Below are 20314 nucleotides of genomic sequence, written 5' to 3'. Positions count from 1 at the left end.
GCGGATCGATGTTTCGTCGGCAGATCGCGATCAGCCAGACGCGCGGCCAAGTCGCGCCGCCAGCCGACAACGGGCCACTCGCATCCGGCACGCCGGGGCGGGTGGCCCGCTCCCTCAACGGTCCGGCTGCCGGATGTACACCCCTCGCCCCGGTGCGCCGACAGCGACTCCCCGATCGCGCAGCAGTGCCACGGCGCGGGCAACCGTCGATTTCGAGACCGAGTAGAGATCGGCAAGCTGGAAGTAGGACGGCAACTTGGCGCCTGGCTCATACTCGCCAACTTCAATGCGAGCCGTGATGTCCGCAGCGATCTCGGCATAGCTCAGCGGCAACACAGGCAGGTCAGGATCCTTCCGGGCTGGCATGGCCATCCGATCATCCCACGGCAGTCATGATCTGCCGAGGTGCCTGCGCTCATCGCAGGTACTCACCGCGACCTTCGCCCGACGCGCTACGCCGGATCGAGGCGCTCCGCGACGTACGTTCCCTTGCCCTGGTGCCCCTCGACCAGTCCGCGCTCCCGAAGGATGCGCAGCGCGGCCTGGGCGGTCGTGACACTGATCTTGAAGTGGTCGGCGAGCTGCGCGTAGGTCGGCAGCTTGTCTCCCGGCGCAAGCTCACCCGCTCGAATCTGAGCAGTGATCGAATCCACGACGCGGACGTAGTCAGCGGTGCGGTTGGGCATGACGGACAACTCCTCGCTCGGCCCGCCCATTCCAACACGCCAGCTTCAACACCTACAACTTCGACGTTGACTTAGACACCTTAGACACCTTACGCTCGAGAGAGCGATGCTCCTCGCTCGGCAGCTGGACGCGTCGCTCCTAGCCGGGATCCTGGCCGGCAATGCCGGGGCAGCCCTTGCGCATTCTGCAGCCTTTCGGATTGGGTACGCGCTGCCCCGGCATCCATTCGGAGGGAGGGGATTCACATGAGAGCGTCGGAAGCCTCGGCGGCCAGCAACGCCCCGGCGATAGGGCAGATGATGGCGGAGTTGCGCGAGACGTAGCCCGCCGCTGCTACCGCCACCGTGCTGCTGCTGGAGCTGATCAGCGCAGGCTGCCCGTACGCCGCGCTCCGGCCCGGCGAAGTAGCAAAGACACACCGAATCTGACCGCCGGCACCCAACCATCTGACGCCCGCTCGCGAAGGTCCGCGACGTGGGAAAGGGCCCGGGGCGGGTGCCGGGCTCCGGCCGGTACGCCACGCGCGGACGTGCCGGTCGCCCCCGCCCGCCTCGGCGCCGCCCCGACCCAGCACCTACCGAAAGGACGTGACAGCCATGATCTACCGAGCCCGACGCCTCTTCTCATCCCAGGTACGCGCCGCGACCTTCGCCCGGCGGCGTTGGCGCGGCCTGGACCCCGAGCAGGTGTACGCCTACCTCGACCGCGTCGCCGACGAGCTGGAACGACTCACCCGGGAGGCGACGACCGCCCACGCCGAGGGTGAGCTGATCCGGCAGGCGCTGCGGCAGTGGCAGTCCCGGCACACCGACTGCCAGCACGCCGCCACGACCGCGAACAGCCGATGGCACCGCTGAGCGCGGGTGGACCGACCGCAACTGCCTGCCGCCAGGAGCGGAGCCCGGTGGACCGACCGCGGAGCCCGGTGGACCGACAGCATCCGCGTACCGCTAGGACACGACGTCCTTGCGGGTGAAGCGCCAGAAGGCCAGCCCCCAGAAGAGCGTCGCGTAGCTGATGGCCGAGATCGCTCCCCGGACCACGTCGTCGGTCTGGATCGGCGTTGACAGCAGACCCAGCCAGGCGGTGCTGTAGTGGGTCGGCAGGAAGGCCCGCAGCACGCCGAGGGCGGTGATCTGGTCGAGGATGCTGGACAGGATCCAGAGCAGCACCGCCCCGCCGACCGCGCCCAGTGCGGCGTCCGTCGACACCGACAGCAGCACGGCCAGGCCCGCCACCACCAGCAGTACGACGGCCAGGTAGCCGAGCACCGCCAGCAACCGCAGCAGCCCCTCCCCCGGCTCCAGTTCGGCGGCGACGGTGCTGCGCAGCGGCCCCCAGCCGTACCGCACGGTGCCGAGCAGCAGCGCGGTGCCGGCGAGCAGGAGCAGCGCCATGCCCGAGTAGGCGAGCGCCACCACTAGTTTCACCGCGAGCAGTCGGGCCCGCGGCACCGGCACGGCGAGCAGGTAGCGCAGGCTGCCCCAGCTTGCCTCGCTGGCCACCGTGTCGCCGCAGAACAGCGCCACCACGACCACCAGCAGGAACGACGCGGAGACGAAGAGGGCGAAGAGGGTGAAGTTCAGTCCGCCGGAGGTGGCGAACTCGACCAGGCTGCCGAACTCGCCGCGCCCGTTGTCGTCGTCGCCCGAGTCAAACTGGAACGCGATCAGGATGATCAGCGGCAGCAGCACCATGAAGCCCAGCGCGAGCTGGGTCCGTCGCCGCGACGCCTGCCGCCGGAACTCGGCCCGCAACGGCAGCGTGGCGAAGGGCCGGTAGCCCGCCGCCGCACCGGACGGGGTGCCGCCGGAGTCACCCGCGTTGGGTTCGACCGTCGTCTGCGCCATCATCGATCCCCGCTTCCCCGAGAGTTCTCGCCGACCAGGGCCAGGAACGCGTCCTCCAGGCGTCGCCGGGGCACCACCCGGTCCACCCCGATGCCGGCCCGCACCAGTTCGGCGACCACCTCGCTGCGGGCGGTGCCGTTGGTGTCCACCACGAGCTGCCCGTCGCCGTCGGGCAGCACCGAGACGCCCGCCAGCCGGTCCAGCACCTCCCGCGCGGCCACCGGGTCGGTGACCTCGAGCAGGACGCTCGGCGACTCGCCGACGATCTCCTCGACCGGGCCGGACGCGACGATCTGCCCCTTGGTCACCACCACCGCGTGGGTGCAGGTCTGCTCCACCTCGGCGAGCAGGTGGCTGGAGACCAGCACCGCCCGGCCGCCGGTGGCGTACCGCCGCAGGACCCGGCGCATCTCGGCGATCTGCGGCGGGTCCAGGCCGTCGGTCGGCTCGTCGAGCACCAGCAGCTCCGGCAGGCCGAGCATCGCCTGCGCGATCGCCAGCCGCTGCCGCATGCCGTGGCTGTAGGTCCGGACCTTCCGGTGCACCGAGGTGCCCAGCCCGGCGATCTCCAACGCCTCGTCGAAGTGCGCGTCGGCCCACGGCCGCCCGGTCGCCCGCCAGTACGCCTTCAGGTTGTCCAGCCCGGACAGGTGCGGCAGGAAGCCGGGGCCCTCCACCAGGGCTCCGATCCGGGACAGCACCGGGGCGCCCGGCACCAGCCGGTGTCCGAACACGTAGACCTCGCCGGCGGTCGGCTGGGTCAGCCCCATCAGCACCCGCAGCGTGGTGGTCTTGCCCGCGCCGTTCGGGCCGAGCAGGCCCACCACCTGCCCGGGGTGCACCTCGAAGTCGACGTTGGAGACGGCGACGAAGCCGTCCGCGTACTCCTTGCGCAGTTCCCGGACGGCGAGCGGGACGCCCGCGTACGCCGGGTGGACCCGGCTCTCCCGACGCCGGTGCCGGCGGCGGAGGACGGCGACGACCACGACGAGCCCGACCACGATCGTGGCGAGCAGCCCGGCGAGGACCCAACGCCAGACGACGGCGTCGGTGGGGATCGGCTCACTGGCGACTGTGGGCAGGGTGACCGCGCCGCTCGCCAGGGCCACGCTGTAGACGGCCGGTTCGACCGGGGTGGCGTACGCCTGGTCGGAGGTCGCCACCACGACCCGCAGCCGGTGCCCGGCCTCGATCCGGCGGACGATCGCCGGCAGGGTGACGGTGACCGGTTCGGCGTCCTCGACGGCCGCCGGTAGCCCCGTCAGCCGGATCGGCGCGACCAGCCCGTTCGGCAGGGTCGCCGACCCGTCACCGGCGACGTCGTAGAGCTTGACGAAGAGCACGGCCGTGCCGGTCGGGGACGCGGCCCGGATGGAGATGGTCGGCGCGCCGACCACGTCCACGGCCGCCGACAACGGCGCGGACTCGAACCGGGCGTGCTGGCCGGGGATGTCCCCGGCGACCCCGTCGAGCAGCGACGAGAGCTCCCCGGCGAAGGGCACCGACGAGATCGCGGCCGGGTTGCCGGCCGGCGGGTTGGCGATTGACTGCGCCGGACCGCTCACCGACACCGGCTGCTGGCCGGTGCCGTCAACGCCCGGGTAGCCGGTGGCGCGGAAGCCGCTGGCGACCAGCCCCCGGTCGAGGGCGTCGAACCCGGCGATCCGGGAGAAGGTGAAGTCGTCGGCGGGGGCCGCGCCCTCGCCCTTGACGTAGTGGTCGAGCCACTGCGCGGTCAGGTGCCGCACCCGGTCCGAGTCGGTCTTCGGGCCGTCGCCGCCGTCGTGCCCGCCGGTGAACCAGGCCACTTGGACCGGGGTGCCGGTCGCGGCGAGTTCCCGGGCGTTCGCGTCCGCCTCGGTGAGCGGGAAGAGGGTGTCGGCCGCCCCCTGCACGAGCAGCGTCGGCGCCTCGACCCGGTCGAGCTTCCCGGCCGGGCTGGAGCGGCGCAGCAGTGCGACAGCATCCGGGTCGGCGCGCCCGGTGGTGGCGATCCGCAGGTACGCGGCGCACACGTCGGCGGCGAACCGCCCGCAGGAGGGGTCGATGGCGCCGGCCGTGGTGGCCGCGTTCTCCGGGAGGGAGCCGCCCGGGGCGGACCCGCCACCGGGGGCAAGGCCGCCGGCCGGGCCGGAGCCGCCGACCGAGGCCGGACCGGGGTTGCCGCCGCTGCCGAAGAAGAGCCCGGCCCACCCCTTCTTGAGCACTCCCTGCTCCGGCCCCTCGCCGCTGTTCTCCGGCAGGAAGGAGCGGGCGAGGTCGTTCCAAGTGATCATCGGCACGATCGCGTCGACCCGCTGGTCCTGCGCGGCGAGCAGCAACGCCAGCGCACCGCCGTAGGAGCCGCCGACCACCCCCACTCGCGGGTCCCCGGCGGCGTCGGTGACGACCTCCGGGCGGGCGGCCAGCCAGTCCAGCAGGCGCTGCGCGTCGCGGACCTCGTAGTCCGGGTGGTCCAGGTGGATCTGCCCGCCGCTGCGGCCGAAGCCCCGCGCGGTCCAGGTCAGCACCGCGTACCCGCGCTCGGCGAACTCCTCGGCGTCGGCGCGGACCGACTCCTTGGTGCCGCCGAAGCCGTGCCCGAGCAGCACCGCCGGCACCGGGGCGTCGGCGGCCGCGGCGGGGGGCAGGTAGAGCGTGGTGTCCAGTTCGACCGGCTCGTCGCCGGTCGGCCCGGACCGGACGGTGACCAGCGCCGCCTCGGTGCGCAGGTCCGGTTCGGCGGGCCGGAGGGCCCCGGCGACTCCGGCGGCGAGCAGGACGACGACCACCGCCGCCGCGGCCAGCGCACGCCGACGGGTGGGCAGGGCACGCCGGATCCACGCGGCCGGCGACGGCGATCTCATGCGGCACACGCTACGGGGGGAAAGCTGAGGATTGCCTGAGTGAACACAGAACGCACCACTGTCGGCGGAGAACACCGGGCCGTCGCCGGGCTGGGCGCCGGCCCGGCGCTGCCGGCGTCAACGGATACGGCGGGCGGTGAGCACGGTGTCGTGGATGGTCACCGGCGTGCCGTCCGGTGTGGTGGCGGCGCGCGGGCGGGCCGCCCGGGTACGCAACTCCCAGTCGTCGGTGGGCAGGGCCTGCGCCAACTCGTCGGCCGTGTAGAGCAGGTCGGGTTCCTGTAGTCGGCGCACGGCGGTGTCCAGGTCGCTGGGGTGGTGCCCAACGATCAGCAGGTGGCCGTCCGGGGCCACCCGGGTGGCGAGCGTGGCGAACACCCGTCGCCGCAGTGCCCCGGGGAAGTGCAGGTAGGAGGTGGCTACCAGGTCATAGCGGGGGCCGTCGTCGGGCTGCCAGTCGCGAATGTCAGCTCGCTGCCACCGCAGCCGCTCGGCCAGAGAGGTGGGTACGCGCTCGGCGGCACGGGCGAGGGCCTGCGCGGAGAAGTCCACGCCGGTGACCTGCCAGCCGTGTCCGGCCAGCCAGATGGCGTCCGCGCCCTCGCCGCAGCCCACCTCCAGGGCCGTACCCGGGGCAAGGGGGGCGACCTCCTCAACGAGCACGGGGTTGGGCTCGCCGCTCCACACCTGCCCGGTCGCGCTGTATCGCTGATCCCAGTAGTCAACGTTGAAGAAGGCGTCGAAGTCAGTCATCACAGGTTCCTCTGGCAAATACCGGATTACGTGGAAGTGCCAGCCTCCGGCAGCGCAACGCGAGGCCGCAAACATCCTTGCCGGTTCGGCAAAGGGGAGGGTGGCGAGAACCAGCGACGACCGGGACATCACGACGGCCGTTGCGCCACCGCAGCGTTCACCGAGATCCTTCCTCGCACCGGCTAGGGTTCGGTAGGTGGGGGGATCGGAACTCGTACTTACCGCCAGCCGGCAGCCGGCCGCGCTCGGCGCCCGACGGGGCATCGTGCGGCTGCACCCGGAGGTGCTCACCGCGCTCGGAATCCGCCCCGGCGACCCGGTCCGGCTGGCCGGCCGGCGGGTCACCGCCGCACTCGCCGCGGAGAGTGAGCCGGAGGCCACCCCCGGCCTGCTCTACGCCGATGACCTGACCCTGGGCAACCTCGGCCTCCGCGACGGCGGCGAGGTCACCGTCGGCCCCACCCCGGTCACCGCCGCCGCCCGGGTGGTGCTCACCGGCGCACCGCAGGTGGTCGCGGCCGTCTCCCCGGAGCTGCTCCGGCTCGCACTACTCGGCAAGGTGGTCACCACCGGCGACGACATCTCGCTGCTGCCGCAGGAGCTGCCGCCCCAGGAGGCGCTGCCCCAGACGGTGCTGCCCGACCCTTCGTTACGTGGCCTCCTGACGGCTGCCCGGCAGAGCCTGGCCAACCGGGTCGGCTACGCCTGGACCAGTGCCCTGCTCACCGTCACCGCCGCCACGCCGGCGTCGGCGGCGCTGGTCACGATGGAGACCACCGTCGGGTGGGAGCACGGCCCCGCCACCCACTACCCGGCGATCCCCGCCACCCACTACCCGGCGATCCCCGCCACCCACGACTTGGCGGCGTCCCCGGCACTTTCCCCCGCCGAGGGCTCACCCCTGCCCCGGACCGCCGCGCCCACCGGGGCACGGGATACCGAGCCGGCGGAGACGACCGGCCCAACGGCCCCCACAGTGGAGGAGCTACCCGGGCTGCGGGCCCAGGCCGAGGAGCTGACCGAGCTACTCGACCTCGGCTTCCACCGCGGTGCGGTGCTGCGCCGGCTCGGCACCACAGTGGCGCTCGGGGTACTCCTCGACGGCCCGGCCGGGTCCGGCAAGTCCGCGCTCGTGCGCGCGGTCGCCGCCCGGCTCGAGGCGCGGGTTCGGCCACTCTGGGGGCCGGAGCTCGCCGCGTTGACCAACTCGGCCGCCGCCGAGCAGCTGCGGGCCGCGGCCGCCGCGGTACGCGCCGACGGACCAGCCGTCCTGCTGGTCACCGACGTGGAGGCGCTCGCCCCGGCTGCCGCACCCGGACCGGTGGCCACCGTCTTCCGCAAGGTGGTGGCCGAGACCGTCGCGGCCGGGGCCGCCGTGGTGTGCACCACCAGCCGCCTCGACGCCGTGGACCCCACCCTCCGTTCCCCGGACCTGCTCCCGCTGCGGGTCAGCGTCCCGCTGCCGGACGCCGCCGGGCGCCGGGAGCAGCTCGGGGTGCTGACCCGACCGGTGCCGCTGGCCGAGGACGTACGGCTGGACGAGGTCGCGGCGCGTACGCCCGGTTTCGTCGCCGCCGACCTGGCCGCACTGGTCCGCGAAGCGGGGGTCCGCGCCGCCCTGCGGCAGAAGACGGTGGAGCGGCCCAGCATGACGATGGCCGACCTGCGGGCGGCGCTGACGGTGGTCCGCCCGACCACGATGGCGGCGTCGACCCTGGAGCTGGCGTCGGTGACCCTCGACGACGTGGGGGACCTGGCCGAGGTCAAGCAGACCCTGACCGAGTCGGTGCTGTGGCCCCTCACCAATCCGGACGCCTTCGCGCGGCTGGGGGTGCAGCCGCCCCGCGGGGTCCTGCTCTACGGCCCCCCGGGCTGTGGCAAGACGTACCTGGTGACCGCGTTGGCCGGTTCCGGCCGGGCGAACGTGCTCTCGGTGAAGGGCGCCGAGCTGCTGTCGAAGTGGGTGGGCGAGAGCGAACGCGCGGTGCGCGAGCTGTTCCGCCGGGCCCGCGAGGCCGCGCCGACGCTGGTCTTCCTGGACGAGGTGGACGCGCTGGCACCGGTACGGGGTCAGGCCACCGACGGCGGTACGGCCGACCGGGTGGTGGCCGCCCTCCTCACCGAACTGGACGGGGTGGAGTCCTTACGCAACGTGGTTGTGGTCGGTGCGACCAACCGGCCGGACCTGGTCGACCCGGCTCTCCTGCGCCCCGGCCGGATGGAACGGCTGGTCTACGTCCCGCCGCCGGACGAGGCGGGCCGCGCGGAGATCCTGCGGGCGGCGTCGCGCACCGTGCCGCTGGCACCGGAGGTGGACCTCGGCGCGCTCGCCGATGACCTGGACGGCTTCTCCGCAGCGGACTGCGCGGCGCTGATCCGGGAGGCGGCGCTCGCCGCGATGCGCGAATCGCTCGCCGCGGCGACCGTTACCACCGCCCACGTCGCGGTCGCCCGCACCCGCGTACGCCCCTCCCTGGACCCGGCCCAGGTCGCCTGGCTGGCCGAGTACGCGAAGAAACGTCAGTGATCCTTCGGCGTAAGGTCCAGCGACAGCTCGGCGTGGACCTGGCCGTTCGCTTCGCGCAGCTGCGCGCCGCAGTTGGTGAGCACGGAGAGCGCACCCCGGTTGTCGGGGGTGGTCGCCGCGACCACCCGGCGCATGCCGGCCGCTGCGGCCTTGTTGAGCAGCTCCCGGAGCGCGGCCGACCCGATCCCCCGGCCCCGCGCCGAACGCCCCAGCCACAGCCCGGTTTCGACCGCTTCCGGCTCGTCGCAGCGAGTCATCCGGATCACCCCGACGACCTCGCCGGCGGCCAGCACGGCGTACATCCGGGTGCGGGTCGGGCCCGGCAACCCGGCGAAGCTGGCCCGGTGGAACTCGCGGAACGCCTCCCGCCGGGCCTGCGACCAGCCGGCCGGGGCTTCGACCGGCGGCATAACATCGGCCGGATCCGCCTCTGCAGCAGCTACGGAGAGCAACGATTCGAGGTTGCGTTCACTAACCGGCTCCAACCGCACGTCACCCGCCACGTCCGGCAGTCTGCCGGGCTCATCGGTGAGCGTCCAGCTCAAGCGGGGCGGACTGGCGATCCGGACAAAGGGATCGACCGGTCGGCCCTATCCGAATCCTCCTCACCTTCCATCGCTGATTTCTCCGTCCCCCACCACGGCAGCGGGTAGCGTCAGCACTGGTGGCCCGCCGGGCTTCCGTGGCACGAGCCGACCGTTTGCGACAGGGGGATCGCGGATGTTGCAGCGCCTACACGAGACCGGCCTTCGAGCGGAGCACGCCTATATCGCGGGTTTCGTGAGCATTGGCCTGTCGTTTGGCAGTTGGTTCCTCTCGAAGCATCTGGAGCGGGCGGGCATGGCCCGCGCCGACCGCTGGGGGATCTTCATCGGCGAGTGGGCTCCGACCTTCTTCGCCATCGGCAACGGCCTGCGCATGCACGAAAAGCGCTGATCCGACCGCAGGGGCCGGCCGTGGGTCGGCCTCAGCGACGTCGGTCGCGGGCTCGGGCCGAACGCAGGCGACGCAGCCGCCCCACCAGGAGCGGCTCGGCAGCCAGGGCCGCCGGGTTGTCCAGCAACCCGTTCAACAGCTGGTAGTAGCGGGTGGCGGTGCAGCCGAACCGGTCCCGGATGGCCTGTTCCTTGGCGCCCGGATGCCGCCACCACTGCTGCTCGAAGTCGAGGATGTCCCGCTCCCGCCCGGTCAGTCCGACGGTCAAGCCGACGGCGTCCCCCGATGCGGCGTCGCCCAACGGCGCGTCGCCGGCGGAGTCTCCCGGTGCACCGCCGTCGGCGGCGGCGTCCGGCTCAAAGTCGGCGGACGCGACGGCCTCGACCTCGGGCACCGGCCGGGGCGGTGGTACGACGGAGCGCCCGCGCCCCTCGCCAGGTCGCCCCTCGCCGGAGGGTTCGGCGGCGGCCGGGGCGGTGTCGGGCGGCATGACACTCCTCGCGAGGGCGGTCGGCCCGGTACGGCCGACCCGGGGGTGCCTCAGCCTAGTGCGCCGCTCGGCCAGCCGCACGAGACGGCTGGCCGAGCGGCGAGGCGAGCGCGCCTCTGCAAGGCTCGCCGGACGGCGAGCCGGCCCGGCGGGCGCGGCCCGGCGGGCGCGGTCCGGCGGGCGCGGTCCGGCGGGCGTCAGGAGATGTCGCGACGACGTATCGCCCAGCACGCCCCGCCGAGGATGAGCACCAGCCCCGCCGCGAGCAGCCCGGACGATTGTTGCCAGGTGACGGTCAGGGTCTCCGGTTCGCATTGACCGAAGGGGTTGACGTTGCACGTCTGAAAGTCCTGGAGGACGACCTCCTTCTGCATCCAGGCGAGCACGTAGGTGGGGAGCAGCCATGCCTGGATGAACTTCGCTCCGGTCAGGCTGAGCAGCACTCCGAGACCGAACTGCCCGACCACCACCACCCCGACCGCGCCGCCCAGCGCCATCGCGGTGTGCCGGCCGAGCGAGGCCAGCCCGAAGCCGAGAACGGCGGCGACCAGGGCGAGCGTCACGCCACGCAGGCCGGTCAGGGCGAAGGACTGCCAGGCGCCGGCGGTCATCCCTTCGGTGGTGCCGCGCGTGGTGGCGATCAGCCAGAAGCTGCCGAACCAGAGCACCGTCGTGGTCACCGCCAATGCCAGCAGCCCGGTGAGCAGGGCGGCCAGCTTGGTGAGCAGGACGGTCACCCGCTTCGGCCGCCACAACAGCATGGTCATCATGCCGCCGGTGTTCCACTCGGCGCCCACGAAAGAGGAGCCCACCACGAAACCGACCAGGGCCAGGATCGCCGCGAGCGCGGTCAACGTCTGGCCGAAGCTGGCCCGAAAGTCGAAGGTGGTCGGTAGGTACTGTTCCACCGGGTAGACGTCCGGGGGCGGGGGCGGGAGCTGGGAGCAGTCCGGGGGGAAGCGACCCGACTGGTCGCCCCGGTCCGCCGCCTGCTCGCACTCGGCCCGAAACTCTTCGGTCTGCCGCACCAGCTGCTGCCAGTTTTCCTCGGCGGCCACCTCGGCCTTGGCCCGGGCCGCGTCGTCGATCTTCTGGTTCGACAGGAAGACCCCGACGGCCACGGTTGCCAACACCGCCAGGCCCAGCACGGTCGCCCAGCGGGTGAGGCGCCGCAGTACCAGCCGGCGTAGTTCCGCACGGTAGAGACTCACGCGCCCCACCCTCCTGTCGTGCTCTGACCCACCGCCGCGGGTCTGGCTGACTGGTCGACCTGCCGGCTCTGGCCGGGGGCCGGCGCGGTCGCGGTCAGCTCGAGGAAGACGCTCTCCAGGTCGGCGTCGACCCAGACCAGCTCGCTGACGTACAGGCCCTGACCGGCGAGGAGGCGGGTCACCATGGCGGCTTCCTCCACCCCGGCGAGCAACAGGTGATCCGGTTCCCGGGTGACCCGGAACCCAGCCCGGGTCAACGCCTCGCTCGCCTCCGGCAGGTCGGCCGCCGCTTCCAGGCGTACCCGGACGATGCCGGCCGAGTGGGTCGCCAGCACCTTCTCCACCGGGCCGAACGCGACCCGGCGACCCAACGAGATGATCGTGACCGAGTCACAGATCAGTTGGATCTCGGCGAGGATGTGGCTGGAGAGCAGCACCGTGGTGCCCGTTTCGGCCAGGTTTCGCATCAACGCCCGCATCTCCCGGATGCCACCCGGGTCCAGCCCGTTGGCGGGCTCATCCAGGATCAGCAGTCGCGGCTCCTTCAGCAGGGCGGAGGCGACGGCCAGCCGCTGCTTCATGCCGAGCGAGTAGGTCTTCACCCGCTCCCGGGACCGGTCTCGCAGCCCCACCAACTCCAGCACCTCGTCGATCCGGGTGGAGCGGACCTGGCCCGCGGTGGCCAGCAGGGACAGGGTGTCCCGAGCGGTGAAGTGTGGGAAGAACTGTGGGCTCTCCACGATCGCGCCGACCTGACCGGCGACCGCGGGTAGGTCGGCTGGGACCTCATGCCCGAGCAATCTCATCCGGCCGCCATCGGGCCGGATGAGACCGAGCAGCGTACGGAGGGTGGTCGTCTTACCCGACCCGTTCGGGCCGAGGAAGCCGTGCACCTGGCCCGTCTCCACCCGCATGTCGAAGCCGTCGAGCGCGTTGCGGACGCCCCGCCTTCGGCTTCGATAGGACTTTTGCAGACCTGCTATTTCCAGGACAGCCGGCAAGCTGCACCTCCCCCGTTGGCGGCACTCACCACACAATACGCGGTACTACCGTTTGCGCGATACCCAATCCGCACATCGCGGCGGAAAGCGGCGACAGGCGGCTCTCCGGTGTGATTCAGGCGCAGACCACCCGCACGCCGGCCGCGCGGAAGGCGGCGACCACCTCGGGTGCCGCACCGGAGTCCGTGACCAGGGTCTCCATCCGGTCCACCGGACAAATCCGGGCAAAGGCGTGGCCACCCAGCTTGGAGGAGTCAGCGATCACCACCACCCGCTTCGCCCGCGCCACCATCAGGCTGTTCATCGCCGCTTCCCCCTCATGGTGGGCGGCGGCGCCGAGCTGCGGATCAACCGCGTCCACCCCGAGCAGGGCCACATCCAGGGTGACCTCCCGCAGCAGGGCCCCACCCAGCGGGCCGACCAGCTCGAATGACTTGGGTCGCACCACCCCACCGGCCACCACGACCTTCATCCTGGACCGGACCAGCAGCTCGTTGGCGATGTTGAGGGCGTTGGTGACCACGGTGAGCTGGGCACCCTCGGCGCTGGTGTTCAGATCCGGCCGTACGGCCAGCGCTCGCGCCACCTCGGTGCTGGTGGTGCCGCCGTTGAGGCCGACCACCGTGCCCGGGGTCACCAGCGCCGCGGCTGCCGCGCCGATCCGCTGCTTCTCGGCCGAGTGCTTCGCGGACTTGTACCGCAGCGGCAGGTCGTACGAGACGCCGTTGGCGACCGCCCCACCCCGGGTACGCGTGATCATCTGCTGCTGGGCGAGCTGGTCGAAGTCCCGACGGATGGTGGCCTGCGAGACGGCCAGGCGCTCGGCGGCTCCCTCGACACTGACCCGACCGCTGTCGGTCAGCATCTCGAGCAGGGCGTTCCATCTCGCGTACCGGTCCACCCCGAGCCCTCCAGCGGCTGCACGATTGGTGATTGTGCGTGCACACTAGTGCGCGAAACTAGGTAAAGGCAACGCCGGTTCTGCTCGATACCCGGCCTGGTTGCCACCACCACCCAAATCGGCGCACAATAGCGCGCGAAAGCCGGGCCTAACGAGCCAAATTGCGCACGCTCTGGAGAACCTGATGTCGTACGTCGACATGGAGATCGCGAGTCAACCCGAATGCTGGCGGACGGCGGCACGGCTGGCCACCTCGGTAGCCGACCAGCTACCCCAGCCCGGCGAGCGAGTCGCCGTCGTCGGATGCGGCACCTCCTGGTTCATGGCGATGGCCTACGCCACCCGCCGCGAACGCGCCGGCCACGGCGAGACCGACGCCTTCCAGGCCAGCGAATTTCCCACCGGCCGCCGCTACGACCGGCTGATCGCGATCACCCGCTCCGGCACCACCACCGAGGTGACCGAGCTGCTCGCCGCGCTCCGCGGAGTGCTGCCCACCACCGTCCTGGTCGGTGACCCCGCCGCCCTCGCCGCCGACCTCGCCGACGCCACGGTGCCGTTGGCCTTCGCCGACGAACGCGCGGTGGTGCAAACCCGATTCGCGACGACCGCGCTGGCCCTGCTCCGCGCCCACCTGGGCGACAACATCACCGCGCTCTCCGCCGATGCCGAGGTGGCGGTACGCGCCCCCCTACCGATCGACCCCGCCCAAATCGAACAGGTCACCTTCCTCGGCCGGGAGTGGACCGTCGGGCTGGCCCACGAGGCGGCGCTGAAGTGCCGCGAGGCCGCCACCTTCTGGGCCGAGGCGTACCCAGCCATGGACTACCGGCACGGCCCGATCTCCGTCGCCGCACCGGGCCGGCTGGTCTGGGCCTTCGGTGACCTACCCGAAGGGCTTGCCGAGGATGTGGCGTCCACCGGTGCCGCCTTCGTACACAGCCGCACCCACGGGTGCCGCAGCGTGATCGGAAACTGGGCCGCCGGTCGCACCCCGCTGGACCCGATGGCCGACCTGATCCTGGCGCAGCGCTTCGCCGTCACGCTCGCCACCAGCCGTGGCCTCGACCCCGACGCACCACGGCACCTCGCCCGCTCCGTGGTGCTGGCATGAACAGCGGGAAGCCGGGCGGAAAGCTGAGCGCGCCGGACGACGCACCCGACCGGCAGCAGGTCGTGGTCGCGATCGACGTCGGCGGCAGCGGCATGAAGTGCGCCCTGGTCCACCGAGACGGCACCGTCGCGCGCACCGAACACCACCCGACCCAGGCCGCCCGCGGTCCGGCGGCCGTGGTCGACACCATCCTCGAGGTGGCCGACGGCCTGGCGGACACGGCCCGCCGGGAAGAGCTCACTCCGGTCGCGCTCGGCCTCGCCGTCCCCGGCGTCATCGACGAGGCAGCGGGGGTGGCGATCTGGTCGTCCAACATCGGCTTCCGCGACGTGCCGCTGCGGGCCTTGGCCACGACCCGGCTCGGGATGCCGGCGGTGCTCGGCCATGACGTCCGCGTCGGCGGCATCGCCGAAGCGCGCCTCGGCGCCGGCCAGAACGACCGACACGTCCTCTTCGTCGCCATCGGCACCGGCATCGCCGCCGCCCATGTGATCGACGGGACAGCCGCCGCCGGTGCGCACGGCGCCGCCGGGGAACTCGGCCACATCCTGGTCCGTCCCGGTGGGCCGCGCTGCGGCTGCGGGCAGGCCGGCTGCCTCGAGGCGATCGCGTCCGCCTCAGCGGTCGCCCGCCGCTACGCGGAGCTGACCGGCAGCACACCAGGGCCGAGCGCGGCCGAAGTGGCCGCCCGCGCCGCCGCCGGGGATCGGCTGGCCCAGCAGGTCTGGACGGAGGCGGTCGCGGCCCTCGCCGACGGCCTCGCCACCGGCCAGGCGCTCTTCGACGTGGAGACGGTCGTGCTCGGCGGCGGGCTGGCCCGGGCCGGCGCCCAACTGCTCGACCCGCTGCGGGCCGCGCTAACCGACCGGATGACCTTTCACCGCGAGCCACGGCTGGTCCCGGCGGCCCTCGGCGCCGAGGCGGGCTGCATCGGCGCCGCCCTGCTCGCCCTGGACAGCTTGGAGAAGCGATGACAGTACGGGTGACCGGTAGGGTGGTGACCCCCGCCGGGGTGATCCGCCAGGGCTGCGTAGAGATCAGCAACGAGCAGATCACCGCGGTCGCCGAGTACCCGTCCGGGCGGGACGGGCACTGGATCCTCCCCGGGTTCGTGGACATCCACACCCACGGCGGCGGTGGACACACCTTCACCACCGGAGACGCCGACGAAGCCCGGGCCGCCGCCGGCTTCCACCTCCGGCACGGCACCACCACCCTGCTGGCCAGCCTGGTGAGTTCGCCGTTCGCGCTGCTGCGCGCCGCCACCACCGCCTTTCGGCCACTGGTCGCCGAAGGGGTGCTCGCCGGGATTCACTTCGAGGGCCCGTACCTCTCCGCGGCCCGTTGCGGGGCGCAGAACCCGGCGTACCTGCGCGATCCCTCCACCGCGGAGCTGACCGAGCTGCTGAAGCTGGGCCACGGGACGATCCGGATGGTCACCCTCGCCCCGGAGCGCGCGGGAGCGACCGCGGCGATCAAGCTACTCACCGCCCACGGCGTGGTCCCGGCGATCGGCCACACCGACGCCACGTACCAGCAGACCCAGGCCGCCATCGCCGCCGGCGCGCGCGTCGCCACCCACCTGTTCAACGGGATGCGCCCGGTGCACCACCGGGAGCCGGGACCGGTGATCGCCCTGCTGGAAGCGCCCACAGTGGTCTGCGAACTGGTCGCCGACGGGGTGCACCTGCACGACGGCATGCTCGCCTTCGCCACCACCACCGCCGGTGTGGAGCGGACCGCGCTGGTCACCGACGCGATGGCCGCCGCCGGTCAGCCCGACGGCGAGTACGAGCTGGGCGGGCAGCGGGTCACCGTGACTGCCGGTGTGGCCCGACTCGCCAGCGACGGGGCGGTCGCCGGCAGCACGCTGACGATGGATGCCGCCTTCCGGAACGCGGTCGCCACCGGGTTCGCCGTCCCGGAGGCCGCCCAGATGGTGGCCACCACGCCCGCCCGGGCAATCGGCCTCGGCGATCGGGTCGGCGCCCTCCAGCCCGGTCTCCGAGCGGACCTGCTGGTGCTCGACGACGACCTGAATGTGGTCCGGGTGATGCGCGCCGGCACCTGGCTGGACTGACCGGGCCGAGCGGGGCCGCGTCGGCCCACGGCACGGCGCGTACCTCCGTCAGCCCGGGGGCGGGATCTCCACCCCGAGCACCGCCTGCTCGTCGGGGCGGTGCGCCAACACGTCGCCGAGGTACGACTGCACCGCCGGGGCCATGCCAACATCCCGGCCGGCCCGCTGGGAGAGCAGCCACTTGTGCTCGATGATCTGCGCGAAGATCTCCTGGGGTTCCAGCTTGCGGCGCAGGTGCGCTGGCACGGCGCGGACCACCGGCTCGAAGACCTCGGTCAGCCAGCGGTGTGCCGCCTGCTGCTCGTCGACCAGGTCGCTCTCGGCCCGGTAGGCGTCCAGGTCGTTGAGGAGCCGACGCGCCTGGTTCTCCTCCGCGTCCAGGCCGGTCAGGCGAAGCAGCCGCCGGGTGTGGTAGCCGGCGTCCACCACCTTCGGCCGCACCAGATACCGCCCGCCGTCGATCGTCGACACGGCGATCTCGGCTACGTCGAAGCCCAGCTCGTTGAGCCCGCGGATCCGGCCCTCGATGTCGTGCCGAGCCTCCCGCTCGATCTGCTGCTCATAGGTGATCTCATGCCACAGCCGCTCGTACCGCTGCACGACCTCCTCGCACACCGCCTCCGGGTCGATCGACTCGTGCAGCAGCCCGGCCGCCTGTAGATCCAACGCCTCCCCGAAGATGTTCACCCGGGCGATCTCCAGGTCCTCACCGCGCTGCCCGTTCGACAACGAGCGGTGCAGCACCCCGGTCTCCGCGTCCACCAGATAGGCGGCGAACGCGCCCGCGTCCCGGCGGAAGAGGGTGTTCGACAGCGAGCAGTCGCCCCAGAAGAAGCCGGTCAGGTGCATCCGGACCAGCAGCGCGGCCAACGCGTCGAGGAGCCGCTCCATCGTCTCCGGCCGCAGCGTGTGCGAGAAGAGCGCCCGGTAGGGCAGGGAGAACTGCAGGTGCCGGGTGATCAGCACCGGGTCCAGCGGTTCCCCGGCTTCGGTCTGCCGGTCGGCGACGATCGCCACCGCCTCCACCGTTGGGAAGTCGATCCGTTCCAGGGCCCGCAGCAGGTCGTACTCTCGCTCGGCCACCCGCTCGCCGGTCTCCTTGACCGCGTACACGTAACCGCCGAGCCGGACGAACCGGACAACATGTCGAGAGATGCCCTGCGGCAACGCCACCAGGTGCTGCGCCGGCCACTCCACCAGCGGGGTCGACCAGGGCAGGTCGAGCAGCGCCGGGTCTACGAGAGCCGAGGTGATCCGCACGCACTCCAGTTTGCGCCCTCCCCCGCCGGAACGCCTCCCCGCGTGGTTCGGCACACAGCCACCCGGACCGGGCCGGGGGACGAACGGGCCGGTAGCGTGGCCGAGATGCGGCAGGCAATGACCCGGTGGCGAGCGGTACGGCTCCGGCCGGTCAGCCCGGCTGGCTGGTGGTGCGACGGGCTGCTCCTCGCCGGTCTGGTGGCCCTGACCGCCGCCCTCGCCGCCGGCTACCTCTTCGGCCTCGACCGGGCGGTGGCCGACTGGTCGGACGCGCACCGGCCGGCCGCCGCGTACTGGGTCGCCTTCATCCTCAACTACCTCGGCCAGGGCGGACCGCTGACCCTGGTCGCGGTCGGGCTCGGCGTTCTGCTCGCCGTACGGCTCCGCTCCGCCCGCCCACTACTGCCGCCGGTCGCCGGGTTCATCCTGATCAACCTTGTCGTCGGCGGGCTCAAGGTGACGACGGCCCGGCCCGCGCCCAGCGCCAGCACGCGCGAACCCTTCCTCGCGCCGGAGCAGACCCTGCCGCTCTTCCAGCACGAGTTGGCGCTGCAGTTCACCCGCTCCTACCCGTCCGGGCACGTCGTCAACACAATCATCTGGTGGGGTGTGATCGTCCTGCTCCTCGCCCAACTGGTGGAGACGTACGGGCGCACGTTGCCGCCCCGGCTCGCCGTCGCGGCGCGGGTCGTCCCGCCCCTGGTGGTGTTCGCCACGACCCTGTACCTGGGCTGGCACTGGCTGACCGACTCGATCGCCGGGCTGCTGCTCGGCCTCCTGCTGGACCGGGTGCTGCACCGGGTGCCCTGGGCTGACATTCCGCTGCCCCGGAGGATCGACCAGGGCCGCCGGAGGCGGACCTCCGAGCGCACGAACTGACTCAGACCCGCTACCGCGTGGAATCCTGTCGTGTATGGGTGGGTTCGGCACCCGGTCAGGCCGTCATCACTGATATCCCATGATGCCCGTGTGGGGTGTGGTCGGGGGCATGGTGGTGGCGGAATCCCGGCCGGCGTCGGGGCGTTACACCATGCGTACGACCGAGGAAGTGACCCCGCCCGCGGGGTGGGTGAGGCCCCGGAATGATGGCGGCCCGCCGGTCGTTACACATGGACCCGGCACCGTGTGTGTCCCACCGGACCGCGGTAGTCGAGGATCTTCTTTTCCTGTTCTGTTGAGCGCCGGACGGTGCCTGCACCCCTGCCACCTGCCCCCTTCGGGTGCGTGTGGGGTGTCGACCCCCGAATGGAGCATTCTCATGAACACGATTCTGCGTCGTAGTGTGCTGGCCCTGGCTGCGTCCGCGACTCTGGGCGGAGCGTTCGCGGTGGGTGCCACGCCCGCAACCGCTGCTAGCAACCCGCATCCGGACAAGGTGGCCGAGGCTTCGTCGTGGCTGCAGGAGGAGCTGCTGAAGTTGCAGTCCGGCACGGCCGACGGCGGTGTCTACACCGACAAGCCCGGCTATCACAACACCCGCGCGGCCAACGGCCCCACCGACTACTCCGTCCTTGACGACAACGACCAGGGCGGACCCTCGGACAAGGCCGCTGCCTACGACTGGACCTTCTCGGAGGCCACCAACATCGCGGAGTATTCCAGCCGTCTGCTCGCCTCCGGCCAGGATCCCGATGATCCTCGACTGGACGGCTGGCGCGAGTTCTTCGGGCAGGCCGACAGCGACAACGAGGTGGAAGGCTGGGACTTCCGCAAGGACGAAGCCGCCACTTCCGACCCGTCGCACCTCTGGCACATCCACCTGAGCGAGGACCGGGACAAGGTCACCAGCTTCGAGAACAAAGAGGCACTGCTCAGCGTTCTCCGAGGCGAGACCGTAGACCAGTGGCGGCTCAACAAGTGAGCCGACCGGGTCGCTGACCACGCCGCCGGGCTGGTCAGCTGAACCACCAAGATCATGCCCCCACCAGGGGAGAGCACGCTGTTGGCCGGTACCGGATTCGGGTGCCGGCCAACAGCCGTGTCTCGGGGTTTAGGAGACCGGGCATCTTCCACACACCGGAAGGCCCGGCGGACGGGACATCGACCTGATGCATCGACTACCATCGACCGACGCATCAACAAGATGCTCTATTTCTCCAACCGCCGACCCCGACTGCCGACCGCAGACCCGTATCAACCCCGTTTTGAACGGCCGCTACCACGCTGGCCTCACCCGCACCGACCTGCGCAGCGCCAACCTCACCGACGCAGCCTGCGGCCGGCTGGAGTCGTTGTACCGGCCGTGGTCGGACGTGGCCGGTGGCGGGGAGTCAGAGGGGTAGGGGTAGATGGAGAGTTCCTGGACCGGCACGGTCGCGGACGTGAGAAGAAGCTGGCTCCGGCCCGCGAGTCTGCGGGGGCTGTTCGCGGTGCCGCTGATGGTGGCGATCGTGCTGGGCATAACCTCGGTCGGCGCGGCACCCGTGCTCGCGCAGAGCGTGCCGGCGGCGGCGGCAAGCCCTCCCGGTACCGGCCTGGCCTGGGGCAACAACGCCGACGGCCAGTTAGGCGACGGGACCAACAGCAACAGCAACACCCCCGTGACAGTGGATCTGCCAGCCGACACCACAATCACCGCCGTCGCCGCCGGCCAAGGCCACAGTCTGGCGGTAACCTCCACCGGCACCATGCTGGCCTGGGGCGCCAACAGTTCCGGCC

The 20314-nt window shown here is 72.0% G+C and carries 20 protein-coding genes and 1 pseudogene; 10 read left to right on the top strand and 11 right to left on the bottom strand.

Going from position 1 to position 20314, the window contains the following annotated elements; genetic code table 11:
* Positions 1–114 precede the first annotated feature (114 nt).
* Positions 115–342: a winged helix-turn-helix domain-containing protein gene (locus T398_RS12910; RefSeq protein WP_496447033.1), complete on the bottom strand. Its 228-nt coding sequence runs from the start codon at positions 340–342 to the stop codon at positions 115–117.
* Between the two features lie 110 nt (positions 343–452).
* Entirely contained in the window at positions 453–686 is a 234-nt protein-coding gene (locus T398_RS12905) for a winged helix-turn-helix domain-containing protein (RefSeq protein WP_496446928.1), read from the bottom strand.
* 588 nt (positions 687–1274) lie between these two features.
* Here T398_RS12905 and T398_RS12900 point away from each other — a divergent pair.
* The gene (locus T398_RS12900; RefSeq protein ID WP_496446926.1) at positions 1275–1544 is read left to right on the top strand and encodes a DivIVA domain-containing protein; all 270 of its coding nucleotides are present in this window, start codon (positions 1275–1277) and stop codon (positions 1542–1544) included.
* A 93-nt stretch (positions 1545–1637) separates the two neighbouring features.
* Here T398_RS12900 and T398_RS12895 read toward each other — a convergent pair whose 3' ends face one another.
* The 3 genes from T398_RS12895 to T398_RS12885 form a co-directional block, all read right to left on the bottom strand.
* The gene (locus tag T398_RS12895; RefSeq protein WP_496446924.1) at positions 1638–2537 is read right to left on the bottom strand and encodes an ABC transporter permease; all 900 of its coding nucleotides are present in this window, start codon (positions 2535–2537) and stop codon (positions 1638–1640) included.
* Entirely contained in the window at positions 2537–5383 is a 2847-nt protein-coding gene (locus T398_RS12890; protein ID WP_496446922.1) for an alpha/beta fold hydrolase, read from the bottom strand. Before T398_RS12890 ends, T398_RS12895 begins: the two co-directional genes overlap by 1 nt.
* Before the next feature lie 117 nt (positions 5384–5500).
* Positions 5501–6136 (bottom strand): class I SAM-dependent methyltransferase, encoded by a 636-nt coding sequence (locus tag T398_RS12885; RefSeq protein ID WP_496446921.1) that lies wholly within the window; start codon positions 6134–6136, stop codon positions 5501–5503.
* Between the two features lie 196 nt (positions 6137–6332).
* On the opposite strand from T398_RS12885, the gene T398_RS12880 reads away from it, so the two are divergent.
* Positions 6333–8663: an AAA family ATPase gene (locus T398_RS12880; RefSeq protein ID WP_496446919.1), complete on the top strand. Its 2331-nt coding sequence runs from the start codon at positions 6333–6335 to the stop codon at positions 8661–8663.
* Here the strand turns inward: T398_RS12880 and T398_RS12875 are convergent.
* A complete protein-coding gene (locus tag T398_RS12875; protein ID WP_496446917.1) occupies positions 8657–9166 on the bottom strand; it encodes a GNAT family N-acetyltransferase in 510 nt (169 codons plus the stop codon). The genes T398_RS12880 and T398_RS12875 overlap by 7 nt on opposite strands.
* A gap of 217 nt (positions 9167–9383) precedes the next feature.
* Here T398_RS12875 and T398_RS12870 point away from each other — a divergent pair, with 217 nt between their 5' ends.
* Entirely contained in the window at positions 9384–9599 is a 216-nt protein-coding gene (locus T398_RS12870) for a hypothetical protein (protein WP_496446915.1), read from the top strand.
* A 31-nt stretch (positions 9600–9630) separates the two neighbouring features.
* Here the strand turns inward: T398_RS12870 and T398_RS12865 are convergent, their stop codons facing one another.
* The 4 genes from T398_RS12865 to T398_RS12850 form a co-directional block, all read right to left on the bottom strand.
* Positions 9631–10089 carry a DUF3263 domain-containing protein gene (locus tag T398_RS12865; RefSeq protein WP_496446914.1) on the bottom strand — a complete coding sequence of 153 codons (459 nt, stop codon included), beginning with the start codon at positions 10087–10089 and terminating at the stop codon, positions 9631–9633.
* A gap of 197 nt (positions 10090–10286) precedes the next feature.
* On the bottom strand, positions 10287–11300 hold the full coding sequence (locus tag T398_RS12860; protein WP_496446912.1) for an ABC transporter permease subunit: 1014 nt from the start codon (positions 11298–11300) through the stop codon (positions 10287–10289).
* Positions 11297–12274: an ATP-binding cassette domain-containing protein gene (locus tag T398_RS12855; protein ID WP_496447032.1), complete on the bottom strand. Its 978-nt coding sequence runs from the start codon at positions 12272–12274 to the stop codon at positions 11297–11299. The genes T398_RS12860 and T398_RS12855 overlap by 4 nt, the downstream gene beginning before the upstream one ends.
* A 142-nt stretch (positions 12275–12416) precedes the next feature.
* Positions 12417–13202, bottom strand: a complete 786-nt coding sequence (locus T398_RS12850; protein ID WP_496446910.1) for a DeoR/GlpR family DNA-binding transcription regulator — start codon at positions 13200–13202, stop codon at positions 12417–12419.
* A 184-nt stretch (positions 13203–13386) separates the two neighbouring features.
* Between T398_RS12850 and T398_RS12845 the strand changes: the two genes are divergently transcribed.
* The 3 genes from T398_RS12845 to nagA are packed head-to-tail and all read left to right on the top strand — an operon-like array spanning position 13387 to position 16396.
* Positions 13387–14316 carry an SIS domain-containing protein gene (locus tag T398_RS12845; RefSeq protein ID WP_496446909.1) on the top strand — a complete coding sequence of 310 codons (930 nt, stop codon included), beginning with the start codon at positions 13387–13389 and terminating at the stop codon, positions 14314–14316.
* Entirely contained in the window at positions 14313–15290 is a 978-nt protein-coding gene (locus tag T398_RS12840; RefSeq protein ID WP_496446907.1) for an ROK family protein, read from the top strand. Before T398_RS12845 ends, T398_RS12840 begins: the two co-directional genes overlap by 4 nt.
* A complete protein-coding gene (gene nagA, locus T398_RS12835; RefSeq protein WP_496446906.1) occupies positions 15287–16396 on the top strand; it encodes an N-acetylglucosamine-6-phosphate deacetylase in 1110 nt (369 codons plus the stop codon). The genes T398_RS12840 and nagA overlap by 4 nt, the downstream gene beginning before the upstream one ends.
* A gap of 48 nt (positions 16397–16444) precedes the next feature.
* Here the strand turns inward: nagA and T398_RS12830 are convergent, their stop codons facing one another.
* Positions 16445–17656, bottom strand: a complete 1212-nt coding sequence (locus T398_RS12830) for a DUF4032 domain-containing protein (protein WP_496446904.1) — start codon at positions 17654–17656, stop codon at positions 16445–16447.
* 42 nt (positions 17657–17698) lie between these two features.
* Here T398_RS12830 and T398_RS12825 point away from each other — a divergent pair, with 42 nt between their 5' ends.
* From T398_RS12825 to T398_RS12810, 4 genes and pseudogenes are all read left to right on the top strand, one after another.
* Complete coding sequence (locus T398_RS12825; protein WP_496446903.1) at positions 17699–18535, top strand: phosphatase PAP2 family protein; 837 nt, start codon at positions 17699–17701, stop codon at positions 18533–18535.
* Between the two features lie 379 nt (positions 18536–18914).
* Positions 18915–19517 carry a hypothetical protein gene (locus tag T398_RS12820; protein ID WP_496447030.1) on the top strand — a complete coding sequence of 201 codons (603 nt, stop codon included), beginning with the start codon at positions 18915–18917 and terminating at the stop codon, positions 19515–19517.
* Positions 19518–19800: 283 nt separating this feature from the next.
* Positions 19801–19938 carry a hypothetical protein gene (locus tag T398_RS12815; protein ID WP_496446901.1) on the top strand — a complete coding sequence of 46 codons (138 nt, stop codon included), beginning with the start codon at positions 19801–19803 and terminating at the stop codon, positions 19936–19938.
* A gap of 6 nt (positions 19939–19944) precedes the next feature.
* Positions 19945–20314: pseudogene (locus tag T398_RS12810) on the top strand (cell wall anchor protein); the annotation flags it as partial.

It is taken from the genome of Salinispora goodfellowii, assembly GCF_059570675.1.
Note: the sequence above shows the minus strand (reverse complement) of the source record. Positions and strands in the feature narration are given on the sequence as shown.

Bases quoted from the DNA above. Each gene is read 5' to 3' on its own strand.
- T398_RS12905 (WP_496446928.1), bottom strand. From the start codon at position 686: ATGCCCAACCGCACCGCTGACTACGTCCGCGTCGTGGATTCGATCACT.
- T398_RS12895 (WP_496446924.1), bottom strand. From the start codon at position 2,537: ATGGCGCAGACGACGGTCGAACCCAACGCGGGTGACTCCGGCGGCACC.
- T398_RS12890 (WP_496446922.1), bottom strand. From the start codon at position 5,383: ATGAGATCGCCGTCGCCGGCCGCGTGGATCCGGCGTGCCCTGCCCACC.
- T398_RS12885 (WP_496446921.1), bottom strand. From the start codon at position 6,136: ATGACTGACTTCGACGCCTTCTTCAACGTTGACTACTGGGATCAGCGA.
- T398_RS12870 (WP_496446915.1), top strand. From the start codon at position 9,384: ATGTTGCAGCGCCTACACGAGACCGGCCTTCGAGCGGAGCACGCCTAT.
- T398_RS12865 (WP_496446914.1), bottom strand. From the start codon at position 10,089: ATGCCGCCCGACACCGCCCCGGCCGCCGCCGAACCCTCCGGCGAGGGG.
- T398_RS12845 (WP_496446909.1), top strand. From the start codon at position 13,387: ATGTCGTACGTCGACATGGAGATCGCGAGTCAACCCGAATGCTGGCGG.
- T398_RS12840 (WP_496446907.1), top strand. From the start codon at position 14,313: ATGAACAGCGGGAAGCCGGGCGGAAAGCTGAGCGCGCCGGACGACGCA.
- nagA (WP_496446906.1), top strand. From the start codon at position 15,287: ATGACAGTACGGGTGACCGGTAGGGTGGTGACCCCCGCCGGGGTGATC.
- T398_RS12820 (WP_496447030.1), top strand. From the start codon at position 18,915: ATGAACACGATTCTGCGTCGTAGTGTGCTGGCCCTGGCTGCGTCCGCG.